Annotated in this window: 9 protein-coding genes; 7 read left to right on the top strand and 2 right to left on the bottom strand. The window is 62.0% G+C overall.

The genetic code is table 11. From position 1 onward, the window contains the following. The first annotated feature begins 31 nt into the window (after nucleotides 1-31). From ugpA to ugpQ, 4 genes are read left to right on the top strand one after another with little or no spacing between them, the layout of a single operon-like run. Complete coding sequence (gene ugpA / locus IAG25_RS37150) at nucleotides 32-916, top strand: sn-glycerol-3-phosphate ABC transporter permease UgpA (RefSeq protein ID WP_035506695.1); 885 nt, start codon at nucleotides 32-34, stop codon at nucleotides 914-916. After that, entirely contained in the window at nucleotides 913-1,758 is an 846-nt protein-coding gene (gene ugpE, locus IAG25_RS37145; RefSeq protein ID WP_187609308.1) for a sn-glycerol-3-phosphate ABC transporter permease UgpE, read from the top strand. Before ugpA ends, ugpE begins: the two co-directional genes overlap by 4 nt. A gap of 16 nt (nucleotides 1,759-1,774) precedes the next feature. Continuing rightward, on the top strand, nucleotides 1,775-2,851 hold the full coding sequence (locus tag IAG25_RS37140) for a sn-glycerol-3-phosphate import ATP-binding protein UgpC (RefSeq protein WP_187609307.1): 1,077 nt from the start codon (nucleotides 1,775-1,777) through the stop codon (nucleotides 2,849-2,851). Nucleotides 2,852-2,865: 14 nt separating this feature from the next. Continuing rightward, nucleotides 2,866-3,621 carry a glycerophosphodiester phosphodiesterase gene (ugpQ, locus tag IAG25_RS37135; protein ID WP_187609306.1) on the top strand — a complete coding sequence of 252 codons (756 nt, stop codon included), beginning with the start codon at nucleotides 2,866-2,868 and terminating at the stop codon, nucleotides 3,619-3,621. Between the two features lie 4 nt (nucleotides 3,622-3,625). Here ugpQ and IAG25_RS37130 read toward each other — a convergent pair whose 3' ends face one another. Together IAG25_RS37130 and IAG25_RS37125 are read right to left on the bottom strand one after the other, a co-directional pair. After that, complete coding sequence (locus tag IAG25_RS37130) at nucleotides 3,626-4,003, bottom strand: DUF883 family protein (protein WP_035506783.1); 378 nt, start codon at nucleotides 4,001-4,003, stop codon at nucleotides 3,626-3,628. Between the two features lie 293 nt (nucleotides 4,004-4,296). Then, nucleotides 4,297-5,022 carry an OmpW/AlkL family protein gene (locus IAG25_RS37125; protein WP_187609332.1) on the bottom strand — a complete coding sequence of 242 codons (726 nt, stop codon included), beginning with the start codon at nucleotides 5,020-5,022 and terminating at the stop codon, nucleotides 4,297-4,299. Between the two features lie 205 nt (nucleotides 5,023-5,227). Here IAG25_RS37125 and IAG25_RS37120 point away from each other — a divergent pair, with 205 nt between their 5' ends. The 3 genes from IAG25_RS37120 (at nucleotide 5,228) to IAG25_RS37110 (ending at nucleotide 12,511) form a co-directional block, all read left to right on the top strand. Beyond that, nucleotides 5,228-5,935 (top strand): transposase, encoded by a 708-nt coding sequence (locus IAG25_RS37120; RefSeq protein WP_035506683.1) that lies wholly within the window; start codon nucleotides 5,228-5,230, stop codon nucleotides 5,933-5,935. 324 nt (nucleotides 5,936-6,259) lie between these two features. Next, the gene (locus tag IAG25_RS37115; RefSeq protein WP_187609305.1) at nucleotides 6,260-10,963 is read left to right on the top strand and encodes a glutamate synthase-related protein; all 4,704 of its coding nucleotides are present in this window, start codon (nucleotides 6,260-6,262) and stop codon (nucleotides 10,961-10,963) included. A gap of 81 nt (nucleotides 10,964-11,044) precedes the next feature. Beyond that, a complete protein-coding gene (locus IAG25_RS37110; protein WP_187609304.1) occupies nucleotides 11,045-12,511 on the top strand; it encodes a glutamate synthase subunit beta in 1,467 nt (488 codons plus the stop codon). The last annotated feature ends 55 nt before the right edge of the window (nucleotides 12,512-12,566 follow it).

Raw genomic sequence — 12,566 nt, 5'->3', positions numbered from 1 at the left:
TCGCGGGCGCTTCCGTTCGGGACATCAACGCATGGAAAAACGGTCTCGTTTCGATACGAGCGTCTTGCCGTATCTGCTCGTCGCGCCGCAACTCGCGATCACCGCGCTGTTCTTTCTCTGGCCGGCCGGCGAAGCGCTCTGGCAGGCCACGCAGAGTCAGGACGCGTTCGGCACGTCGAGCGAGTTCGTCGGGCTGGCGAACTTCAGGCAGTTGTTCGCCGACCCGCTCTATCTCTCGTCGTTCAACACGACGATGATCTTCTGCTCGCTCGTCACCGTGTCGGGCCTCGTGATCTCGCTGCTGCTCGCCGCATGCGCCGATCGCGTGACGCGCGGCGCGAAGGCGTATCAGACGCTGCTCATCTGGCCGTACGCGGTCGCCCCCGCGATCGCCGCCGTGCTGTGGTCGTTTCTCTTCAACCCGAGCATCGGGCTCGTGACGTATGCGCTCGCGAAGCAGGGCATCGTCTGGAATCACGCGCTCAATGGCACGCAGGCGATGTTCCTCGTCGTGCTCGCGTCGGTGTGGAAGCAGGTCAGCTACAACTTCCTGTTCTTCTACGCGGGCCTTCAGGCGATTCCGCAATCGCTGATCGAAGCCGCCGCCATCGACGGCGCCGGGCCCGTGCGACGCTTCTTCGGCATCGCGCTGCCGCTGTTGTCGCCGACGTCTTTCTTCCTGCTCGTCGTGAACCTCGTCTACGCGTTCTTCGATACCTTCCCGGTCATCGATGCCGCCACCGGCGGCGGCCCCGCGCAATCGACCAAGACGCTCATCTACAAGATTTTCGCGGAAGGCTTTCAGGGACTCGATATCGGCAGCTCGGGCGCGCAGTCGGTCGTGCTGATGGTGATCGTCGTCGCGTTGACGGTGATCCAGTTCCGCTTCGTCGAACGCAGGGTGCAATACTCATGATCGAAAACCGGCGCGGCTTCGATATCTTCTGTCACGCGGTGCTTCTGCTCGGCGTCGTGTTGATCGTGTTTCCGGTGTACGTCGCGTTCTGCGCGGCCACGATGAACTCGAAGGAAGTGTTCAGCGTGCCGCTCTCGCTGATTCCGAGCACGCATCTCTTCGAGAATGTCGCGAACATCTGGACGCACGGCAGCGGCAACGCGGCGGCGCCGTTCGGTCTGATGCTGATGAACAGCCTCGTGATGGCGCTCGTGATTTCGATCGGCAAGATCGCGGTGTCGATCGTCTCCGCGTATGCGATCGTGTTCTTCCGCTTTCCGCTGAAGAACCTCGCGTTCTGGCTGATCTTCATCACGCTGATGCTGCCCGTCGAAGTGCGCATCTTCCCGACGGTGCAGGTCGTCTCGTCGATGCATCTGTCGAACACGTACGCGGGATTGACGCTGCCGCTGATCGCATCCGCGACGGCGACGTTTCTCTTTCGCCAGTTCTTCATGACGCTGCCCGACGAGCTGATGGAAGCGGCGCGCATCGACGGCGCGGGTCCGCTGCGTTTCTTCTGGGACGTCGTGCTGCCGCTTTCGAAGACGAACATCGCGGCGCTCTTCGTCATCACGTTCATCTACGGCTGGAATCAGTATCTCTGGCCGATTCTCATCACCAACGAAGTGTCGCTGCAGACGGCGGTGGTCGGCATCAAGAGCATGATCGCGTCGGGCGATACCGCGACCGAATGGCATCTGGTGATGACGGCGACGCTGCTCGCGATGCTGCCGCCGCTCGCGGTCGTGCTGACGATGCAGCGCTGGTTCGTGCGCGGACTCGTGGACTCAGAGAAATAACGGAGAAGGCTGATCGATGGCCGCATTGAACCTCAAAGGCGTAAAGAAAACTTACGACGGCTCGAATTACGTGCTCCACGGCATCGATGTCGCGGTCGAGGACGGCGAGTTCGTCGTGATGGTCGGCCCGTCCGGCTGCGGAAAATCGACGCTGCTGCGCATGGTCGCGGGACTCGAAAGCGTGTCGGAAGGCGCGATCGAAATCGGCGGCAAAGTCGTGAACAAGCTGGAGCCGAAGGATCGCGATATCGCGATGGTCTTTCAGAACTACGCACTTTATCCGCACATGAGCGTCGCGCAGAATATGGCGTATGCGCTGAAGATCGGCGGCGCGGACCGGAAGACCATCGAGGCGCGCGTCTCCAATGCGGCGCGCATACTGGAGCTCGAACATCTGCTTGCGCGCAAGCCGCGCGAACTGTCGGGCGGGCAGCGGCAGCGCGTCGCGATGGGCCGCGCGATCGTGCGCGAGCCGGCGGTGTTTCTGTTCGATGAACCGCTTTCGAACCTCGACGCCAAGCTGCGCGTGCAGATGCGCCTCGAAATTCAGCGTCTGCATGCGCGGCTCGCGACCACGAGCCTGTATGTCACGCATGACCAGATCGAAGCCATGACGCTCGCGCAGCGCGTCATCGTGATGAACAAGGGCCACGCCGAACAGATCGGCGCGCCGACTGAAGTGTACGAGCGGCCTGCGACGGTATTCGTCGCGAGCTTCATCGGTTCGCCGGCGATGAATCTGCTGGGAGGCAGGCTGTCCGAAGATGGCGCAACGTTTATCGTCGCAGGCGACGGACCTGCATTGCCTGTGTCCAACATCAATAGCGCGATGCATGGGCGCGAGTGGATCGTCGGCATTCGTCCGGAGCACATGACGCCCGGAAACGTCGATGCACCGAGCGCGGCGCTCGAAGTCGATTCAGCCGAACTGCTCGGCGCGGACAATCTCGCGCACGGCAAGTGGGGCAAGCACGACGTGGCGGCGCGCTTGCCGCACGAGCATCGTCCGCAGCGCGGCGAGCGGCTCAGCGTGTCGCTGCCGGCGCGGCATCTGCATTTCTTCGATCCGGCGTCGGGACTGCGCGCCAATTGAATGGAGCACACGCGATGAGAACCTGGCCCTATCCCGCGATCGTCGCGCATCGCGGCGGCGGCAAGCTCGCGCCGGAGAACACGCTGGAAGCGATCGACGTGGGCGCGCGCTTCGGCCACAAGATGATTGAATTCGACGCGAAGCTCTCCGCCGACGATATCGTCTTCCTGCTGCACGACGACGCGGTGGACCGCACGTCGAACGGACGCGGCGCGGCGAAAGCGATGACCTACGCGCAACTGCGCACGCTCGATGCGGGCACATGGTTCAGCGCGGAGTTCGCCGATGCGCGCATGCCGACGCTTGCGCAAGTGTATGAACGATGCGCGAAGCATGGGCTTGCGGCGAACATCGAGATCAAGCCAAGTCAGGGGCGCGACGTGGAAACAGGCGTGCTCGTCGCGCGCGAGGCGGCGCGTTTGTGGGCGGATGCCGAAACTGCGCCGCTGTTGTCATCGTTTTCATACGCGGCGCTCGAAGCCGCACGCGATGTCGCGCCGAACCTGCCGCGCGGCATGTTGTACGAACGCGTTCCGGAGAACTGGCGCGCGCAGACTTCGGCGCTATCGTGCGTGTCGCTGCACGCGAACCATCGCGCGCTCGACGGAACGCTCGTCGAGCAAATCAAGGATGCGGGCTTGCGCATTCTCGCCTACACGGTGAACGATCCGGCGCGTGCGCGTATCCTCGCGCAATGGGGCGTCGATGCGATCTGCACGGATCGCATCGACATCATTGGCGCGGATTTTCTGGAAGGGTCGTCAGAATGAAACGTCAGCGCACACGCGCGAGCAACACGCCCGCGACGAGCGCCAACCCGCCGACGAGCGCAATCGTCTGCCAGGGCTTTTCGTGAAGATAGGCATCCGCGTCTCCAAACGCTGCGCCGGCGCGCTCGCGGAGTGCCGCGTGGGTATCGTTCAGACGTGCACGGGCGTTGTCGAGACGCTCGCTGATCTGCGCGCGCAGCGCAGCCGCATCGGCCGATGTGCCTTCGGACAACGTGCTTTCGAGTTCGCTGAGAAGCGTGCGGAGTTCCGAGCCGATATCCTCGGCCGCTTCACGGCCATGGCGCGCCATGCGGCGTGCGCGGCGGCTCGTCGTGCTCCATGAATCTCCGATGGCGTCTCGCGTATTAGGCAGTGCGTTCATAGATCGCTCCGATGGATGAGTCGTGGATAGCCCGCCCGAGATGGCGGGAAACCCATCATGCAGCAAATTCGATGCCGGTGCCTCGCCCTTGCGCAACTCATCGGTAAGCGCGACCGTGATTGATCTGGCGCTCGCGTCGGCGCGTAAGAACTGCATGTGATTCCTTCAACCGAAGGTCACATTTACAAGCACGCGCAAAACAAAACGCCGACACGAGTTAATCATGCCGGCGTTTTCTTTCTTTTCAACAATCACGCTTATATCGACGTTACATGCCGATGCGCAGTTTGACTTTAGAAACGATAGCCGACGCGCAAATATGTGACGATCGGGTTGAGCGTGATTTTCGCTTGCGACTGGACATTGAGCGTGCCGACAGGCGTTTGAGCCTGCGTGTTCAGCTTTGCCGTGGCCTTCAAAGGAATGAACGACACGGAAAATCCGGCAAACCAGTGTTCTGTGAAATTGTAAGTCGCACCGACGTTAAACACAGGCGCCCACGAACTATCCGTGTCGACTGTGGTCGGACCATGCAGGACGGAGCCTTCGAATTGCTGATTCGTGATCTTTGCGTCGGTGAACCAGGTGCGCGTCACACCAACACCGACGAACGGACGGAACTTCGCGGTAGGAGCATTGAAGAAGTATTTGAACAGCAGCGTCGGGCTCCATTGCTTCGCGCTACCGAGCTTGCCGTACTGCGAGAAGGTGCCTGTGCCTTCGAGATCGAACGTGGGCGGCACGCCCATTTCGAGTTCCGCTGCGATGTGGTCGGTAGCGAAGTAGCCCAATGTGAAGCCGGCCGTGTCAGCGCTCGAAATGCCGGCGCCGGTGCCGGGAACATCGATATTGACCGGAGATCCGCCTACACTGGTTTCTTTGAGCGGACCACTGCTGTCTTGCGGGGCAAAGTGAAACCAGCCTGCTGTTGCATAGAAGGATCCAGCAGATTGCGCATGTGCCGCGGTAGACACACACGCTAATGCCGCGATCCCCGTGATGACTTGTTTTATTTTCAATTTGTGCTCCTCCAAAAAAGCACGCTCATTATGAACACAACATTTCACATTAACCATAGCGATGCCGTAGAGCATTTTCCCTAGGGCAAAGAGCGGCTTTGGGGCCTCGTTGCACGGCACTTGCATGTGTTTGTCCGCGCTACCGTAACGGCTCCGAAAGGCCCCCGATTGGGGTAACACAAATGCGACCAACGGAATATCCAGAATGGCACGGCTTGCACGACTCTACGTTCCCGAACAGCCGCAGCATGTCATCCTGCGTGGTCTCGACCAGCAACCCGCCTTCGTCGACGACCAGGACTACGAGCTCTTCATCGACTGCTTGAGGACTGCTTCACGTGATCATCACCTCTCCATCCACGCCTACGCGCTGATGCCGCAAGCGGTGCATCTGCTCGTCACGCCTCGCGACGAGTCCAGCTTGCCCAAAGCGATGCAGGCAGTAGGACGTCGTTACGTAGCGCACTTCAATCGCCGTTACACGCGACGCGGCACCCTGTGGGAAGGCCGCTATCGTGCCACGGTCATCGAGGGCGAACGTTACTTTTTGCTCGCCACACGCGTCGTCGAAATGGCGCCCGTGCGCGCGCAACTCGTCGCGGCGCCGCAGGACTACAAGTGGTCCAGCTTCCGTCATCACATCGGGCTCACTCTGGATGGGCTGATCACCGACCATCCGCTCTTCTGGTCGCTCGGCAACACGCCATTCGAGCGCCAGCACGCCTACAAGGAACTGTGCGAGCAACCGCTCGACGAGCGCGAAGCCAACCGTCTCCTGCAAGCGACACTCAAAGGCTGGGTGCTGGGCAGCGATGCCTATCGCGAATGGGCATCGCATGCTGCCAACCGACGCGTGTCGCCGCTGCCGCGCGGACGTCCGCGCAAGATCCGCGAAACCCCACAAACCCAATAACGGCGTGCCACGGCAAACCTGAAGCGGAAATGAAACGGCGTCTCGAATTTTCGGGGTTCGCCGTTTCTTTTTTGTCGACAATGATACGTCCCTAATATAACGGTGCGTGTTTGCACCATATCGATAATTGGTGTCACATCATCAAGTTTTATTTGCCATCTTTTTGATTCGTCGCGTATATTTCGATTTCCGGCGATTGCCGCGGTGCAGCGTGCCGCGCACGACCGTGCTTCGTGACGCTTTCCAAGCTGAAAAAACGGTCGCAAGCGACAAGAAAATGGTTCAACGGCCGAGTCGGCCCCTCACAGTAGAGACGGTGTCCCCATGAACGATCATCAGCAACCGGCAGCCGGTTCGCTTCCCGCCGCGCAGGGCATGTATGACCCTGCGAACGAGCATGACGCCTGCGGCGTCGGCTTTGTCGCCCATATCAAGGGGAAAAAGAGCCACGAGATCATTCAGCAGGGTCTCAAGATTCTCGAAAATCTCGATCACCGTGGCGCGGTCGGCGCCGACCCGCTGATGGGCGATGGCGCCGGCATCCTGATCCAGGTGCCGGACGGCTTTTATCGCGAAGAAATGGCCAAGCAGGGCGTGACGTTGCCGCCGGCTGGCGAGTACGGCGTCGGCATGATCTTTCTGCCGAAGGAACATGCGTCGCGTCTCGCGTGCGAGCAGGAACTGGAGCGCACGGTCAAGGCCGAAGGCCAGGTGGTGCTCGGCTGGCGTGACGTGCCCGTCGATGCCAACATGCCGATTTCGCCGACCGTGAAGGCGAGCGAGCCGCTGATCCGCCAGATCTTCATCGGCCGCGGCAAGGACATCGTCGTGACGGACGCGCTCGAGCGCAAGCTGTACATCATCCGCAAGACGGCGAGCCATCGCATCCAGGCGCTCAAGCTCAAGCACGGCAAGGAATACTTCGTGCCGTCGATGTCGTCGCGCACCGTCGTCTACAAGGGGCTACTGCTGGCGGGTCAGGTCGGCGTGTACTACCGCGACCTGCAGGACGAGCGTGTCGTATCGGCGCTCGCGCTCGTTCACCAGCGCTTCTCGACCAACACGTTCCCGGCGTGGGAGCTCGCGCACCCGTATCGGATGATCGCGCACAACGGTGAAATCAACACCGTGAAGGGCAACGTCAACTGGCTGAACGCGCGCACCGGCGCAATCGCGTCGTATGTGCTCGGCGACGATCTGCCGAAGCTCTGGCCGCTGATCTATCCGGGCCAGTCGGACACGGCGTCGTTCGACAACTGTCTCGAACTGCTCGTGATGGCCGGCTACCCGCTTGTCCACGCGATGATGATGATGATCCCCGAAGCGTGGGAACAGCACACGCTGATGGACGACAACCGCCGCGCGTTCTACGAATATCACGCCGCGATGATGGAGCCGTGGGACGGTCCCGCCGCGATCGCGTTCACGGACGGCCGCCAGATCGGCGCAACGCTGGACCGTAACGGCCTGCGTCCGGCGCGCTATCTCGTCACCGACGACGATCTCGTGATCCTCGCGTCGGAGTCCGGCGTGCTGCCCATTCCCGAATCGAAGATCGTCAAGAAGTGGCGTCTGCAGCCGGGCAAGATGTTCCTGATCGACATGGAGCAGGGCCGCATCATCGAGGACAAGGAGCTCAAGGACAACCTGTCCAACGCGAAGCCGTACAAGAGCTGGATCGACGCCGTGCGCATCAAGCTCGACGAAATCGAGCCGAAGGCCGAAGACGTCGAAACGCAACGCCGCGAAGCCGCCGCGCTGCTCGATCGCCAGCAGGCGTTCGGCTACACGCAGGAGGACCTCAAGTTCCTGATGGCGCCGATGGCGCAGTCGGGCGAAGAGGCCGTCGGCTCGATGGGCAATGACTCGCCGCTCGCGGTCATGTCCAACAAGAGCAAGACGCTCTACAACTACTTCAAGCAGTTGTTCGCGCAAGTGACGAACCCGCCGATCGACCCGATCCGCGAAAACATGGTGATGTCGCTGAACTCGTTCATCGGTCCGAAGCCGAACCTGCTCGACACGACCAACATCAACCCGACGATGCGCCTCGAAGTGTCGCAGCCCGTGCTCGACTTCAAGGACATCGCGAAGATCCGCGCGATCGACAAGTACACCGGCGGCAAGTTCAGCTCGTACGAACTGAACATCTGCTATCCGGTGGCGTGGGGCAAGGAAGGTATCGAGGCGCGCATCGCGTCGTTGTGCGCGGAAGCGGTCGATGCCGTGAAATCCGGCTACAACATCCTGATCGTGTCCGATCGCAAGATGGACCGCGATAACGTCGGGATTCCGGCGCTGCTCGCCACGTCCGCTATTCACTCGCATCTCGTCGCGCACGGTCTGCGCACGAGCACGGGTCTCGTCGTGGAAACGGGCTCGGCGCGCGAGACGCATCACTTCGCGCTGCTCGCGGGCTACGGCGCGGAAGCCGTTCACCCGTACCTCGCGCTCGAAACGCTCGCCAACATGGCCGATGGCCTGAAGGGCGACCTGTCGGCCGACAAGGTCATCTACAACTTCACGAAGGCGGTCGGCAAGGGCCTGTTGAAGGTCATGTCGAAGATGGGCATTTCGACGTACATGTCCTACACCGGCGCGCAGATTTTCGAAGGCGTCGGCCTGTCGACGGAGCTGGTCGAGAAGTACTTCCGTGGCACGGCGACGAAGGTCGGCGGCATCGGCCTCTTCGAAGTGGCGGAAGAGGCGATCCACCTGCATCGCGACGCATTCGGCGACAACCCGGTCCTCGCGAACATGCTCGACGCGGGCGGCGAGTATGCGTACCGCGTGCGCGGCGAAGAGCACATGTGGACGCCGGACGCGATCGCCAAGCTGCAGCACTCGGCGCGCAGCAACTCGTATCAGACGTACAAGGAATACGCGCACATCATCAACGACCAGACGAAGCGTCACATGACGTTCCGTGGCCTGTTCGAGTTCAAGGTCGAGCCGACGAAGGCGATTCCGCTCGACGAAGTCGAATCGGCGAAGGACATCGTCAAGCGCTTCGCAACGGGCGCGATGTCGCTCGGCTCGATCAGCACGGAAGCGCACGCCACGCTGGCTGTCGCGATGAACCGCATCGGCGGCAAGTCGAACACCGGCGAAGGCGGCGAGGACGAAACGCGTTATTGCAACGAACTGCGCGGCATTCCGATCAAGAACGGCGACACGCTGCAATCGATCATCGGCAAGGAAGTCGTCAGCGACATCCCGCTGAAGGACGGCGATTCGCTGCGCTCGAAGATCAAGCAGGTTGCGTCCGGGCGTTTCGGCGTGACGGCGGAATATCTGTCGTCGGCGGATCAGATCCAGATCAAGATGGCGCAGGGCGCGAAGCCGGGCGAAGGCGGTCAGTTGCCGGGCCACAAGGTTTCCGAGTACATCGGCAAGCTGCGTTATTCGGTGCCGGGCGTCGGCCTGATTTCGCCGCCGCCGCACCACGACATCTATTCGATCGAAGACTTGGCACAGCTCATTCACGATCTGAAGAACGTGAACTCGGCGTCGAGCATTTCGGTGAAGCTGGTGTCGGAAGTCGGTGTCGGCACGGTTGCCGCCGGGGTCGCGAAGGCGAAGGCGGATCACGTCGTGATCGCGGGTCATGACGGCGGCACGGGCGCATCGCCGCTGTCGTCGCTGAAGCACGCGGGCACGCCGTGGGAACTCGGCCTCGCCGAAACCCAGCAGACGCTCGTGCTGAACCGTCTGCGCGGCCGTATCCGCGTGCAGGCCGACGGCCAGATGAAGACCGGCCGCGACGTCGTGATCGGCGCGCTGCTTGGCGCGGACGAATTCGGCTTCGCGACGGCGCCGCTCGTCGTCGAAGGCTGCATCATGATGCGCAAGTGCCATCTGAATACGTGCCCGGTCGGCGTCGCGACGCAGGACCCGGTGCTGCGCGCGAAGTTCTCCGGCCAGCCGGAACACGTCGTCAACTTCTTCTTCTTCGTCGCGGAAGAAGTGCGCGAGATCATGGCGCAGTTCGGCATCCGCAAGTTCGACGATCTCATCGGCCGCGTCGATCTGCTCGACATGAAGAAGGGCATCGAGCACTGGAAGGCGAAGGGTCTCGACTTCTCGCGCATCTTCTATCAGGTGCCGGTTGGCGAAGACGTCGCGCGCAAGCATGTCGACGTGCAGGATCACGGTCTGGACAAGGCGCTCGATCACGTGCTGATCGAGAAGTCGAAGGCGGCGATCGAGAAGGGCGAGCATGTGTCGTTCATCCAGCCGGTGCGCAACGTGAACCGCACGGTCGGCGCGATGCTGTCCGGTCTGATCGCGAAGAAGCACGGTCACGACGGCCTGCCCGACGACTCGATCCACATCCAGTTGAAGGGCACGGCGGGCCAGAGCTTCGGCGCGTTCCTGGCGAAGGGCGTCACGCTGGATCTCGTCGGCGACGGCAACGACTATGTCGGCAAGGGCCTGTCGGGCGGGCGCATCATCATTCGCCCGACCAACGACTTCCGCGGCAAGTCCGAGGAAAACATCATCTGCGGCAACACGGTGATGTACGGCGCGATCGAAGGCGAATCGTATTTCCGCGGCGTCGCGGGCGAGCGCTTCTGCGTGCGTAACTCGGGCGCGACGGCGGTCGTCGAAGGCACCGGCGATCACGGCTGCGAGTACATGACGGGCGGCACGGTGGTCGTGCTCGGCGAGACGGGCCGCAACTTCGCGGCGGGCATGTCGGGCGGCATCGCATTCGTGTACGACCCGGACGGCACGTTCGCCGGCAAGTGCAACAAGTCGATGGTCGCGCTCGATCCGGTGCTGCAGCAGGCCGAACAGGAGCGCACGGTGGATCGCGCGCTGTGGCACACCGGCAAGACCGACGAAGCGCTGCTCAAGGGCCTGATCGAGCGTCACTTCCAGTTCACCGGTTCGCCGCGCGCGAAGTCGCTGCTCGAGAACTGGGACTCGGCTCGCCGCCAGTTCGTCAAGGTGTTCCCGACCGAGTACAAGCGCGCGCTCACCGAGCTCGGCGCGAAGAAGTCGAAGGACGCCATCGCGGCTTAAGGCCCGAATCGCAACGTTTAGAAAGGCTCTCCGGTGCGTGTGCATCGGGGAGCGCGATCCTCACCAAATACAGAGAAAGAAATGGGCAAGGCAACCGGTTTTCTCGAATTCGAACGCCGCCACGAGGCGTACGAAGCACCGCTGACCCGCGTCAAGCATTACAAGGAATTCGTCGCCGCGCTGACGGATGAAGACGCCAAGGTTCAAGGCGCGCGCTGCATGGATTGCGGCATTCCGTTCTGCAACAACGGCTGCCCGGTCAACAACATCATTCCGGACTTCAACGATCTCGTGTTCCAGCAGGACTGGAAGAGCGCGATCAACGTGCTGCACTCGACCAACAACTTCCCCGAATTCACGGGCCGCATCTGTCCGGCACCGTGCGAAGCGGCGTGCACGCTCGGCATCAACGACGATCCGGTCGGCATCAAGTCGATCGAGCACGCGATCATCGACAAGGCATTCACCGAAGGCTGGGTCGTGCCGCAGCCGCCGAAGCACAAGACGGGCAAGAAGGTCGCTGTCGTCGGTTCGGGTCCTGCGGGCCTCGCGGCGGCGCAGCAGCTCGGGCGCGCGGGGCATGAAGTCGTCGTGTTCGAGAAGAACGATCGCATCGGCGGTCTGCTGCGTTACGGCATCCCCGACTTCAAGCTGGAGAAGTGGCTGATCGACCGCCGTATGCGTCAGATGGAAGCCGAAGGCGTGTCGTTCCGCACGAACGTGTTCATCGGCAAGGATCCGTTGCCGGCCTACATCGGCAACACGGCGAAGGAAACGATCACGCCGGACGAGCTGAAGGAACAGTTCGACGCGGTCGTGATCGCGGGCGGCTCGGAAACGCCGCGCGATTTGCCGGTGCCGGGCCGCGAGCTGGAAGGCATCTACTACGCGATGGAATTCCTGCCGCAGCAGAACAAGGTCAACGCCGGCGACAAGCTGACGGATCAACTGCTGGCGAAGGGCAAGCATGTCGTCGTGATCGGCGGCGGCGATACGGGTTCGGACTGTGTGGGCACGTCGAATCGTCATGGCGCGAAGAGCGTGGCGCAGTTCGAACTGCTCGCGCAACCGCCCGAGGAAGAAAACAAGCCGCTCGTGTGGCCGTATTGGCCGATCAAGCTGCGCACGTCGTCGTCGCATGAAGAAGGTTGCGATCGCGACTGGTCGGTGGCGACGAAGCGCTTCGAAGGCAAGAACGGCAAGGTCGAAAAGCTGATCGCGGTGCGCGTCGAGTGGAAGGGCGGCAAGATGCAGGAAGTGCCGAATTCCGAATTCGAACTGAAGGCCGATCTCGTGCTGCTCGCGATGGGTTTCACCCAGCCGGTGTCGCCCGTGCTGGAGGCGTTCGGCGTCGAGAAAGATGCGCGCGGGAACGTGCGCGCGGCGACCGAAGGCGACAAGGCGTATTACACGTCGGCGGACAAGGTGTTCACGGCGGGCGATATGCGCCGTGGTCAGTCGCTGGTCGTCTGGGCGATTCGCGAAGGACGTCAGTGTGCGCGATCGGTGGATGCGTATCTGATGGGGTCGAGCGAGTTGCCGCGGTAGGTCGTCGAGCGACGATGCGAAAAGGCCACGCAGTTGCGTGGCCTTTTTTGTTTTG

Origin of the sequence: Caballeronia sp. EK, from assembly GCF_014384845.1 — a bacterium.
GTDB lineage: Bacteria > Pseudomonadota > Gammaproteobacteria > Burkholderiales > Burkholderiaceae > Caballeronia > Caballeronia jiangsuensis.
Note: the sequence above shows the minus strand (reverse complement) of the source record. Positions and strands in the feature narration are given on the sequence as shown.

Excerpts from the sequence above, each read along its gene's own strand:
- ugpA (WP_035506695.1), top strand. The coding sequence starts at position 32 with ATGGAAAAACGGTCTCGTTTCGATACGAGCGTCTTGCCGTATCTGCTC.
- ugpE (WP_187609308.1), top strand. The coding sequence starts at position 913 with ATGATCGAAAACCGGCGCGGCTTCGATATCTTCTGTCACGCGGTGCTT.
- IAG25_RS37140 (WP_187609307.1), top strand. The coding sequence starts at position 1,775 with ATGGCCGCATTGAACCTCAAAGGCGTAAAGAAAACTTACGACGGCTCG.
- ugpQ (WP_187609306.1), top strand. The coding sequence starts at position 2,866 with ATGAGAACCTGGCCCTATCCCGCGATCGTCGCGCATCGCGGCGGCGGC.
- IAG25_RS37130 (WP_035506783.1), bottom strand. The coding sequence starts at position 4,003 with ATGAACGCACTGCCTAATACGCGAGACGCCATCGGAGATTCATGGAGC.
- IAG25_RS37120 (WP_035506683.1), top strand. The coding sequence starts at position 5,228 with ATGGCACGGCTTGCACGACTCTACGTTCCCGAACAGCCGCAGCATGTC.
- IAG25_RS37115 (WP_187609305.1), top strand. The coding sequence starts at position 6,260 with ATGAACGATCATCAGCAACCGGCAGCCGGTTCGCTTCCCGCCGCGCAG.
- IAG25_RS37110 (WP_187609304.1), top strand. The coding sequence starts at position 11,045 with ATGGGCAAGGCAACCGGTTTTCTCGAATTCGAACGCCGCCACGAGGCG.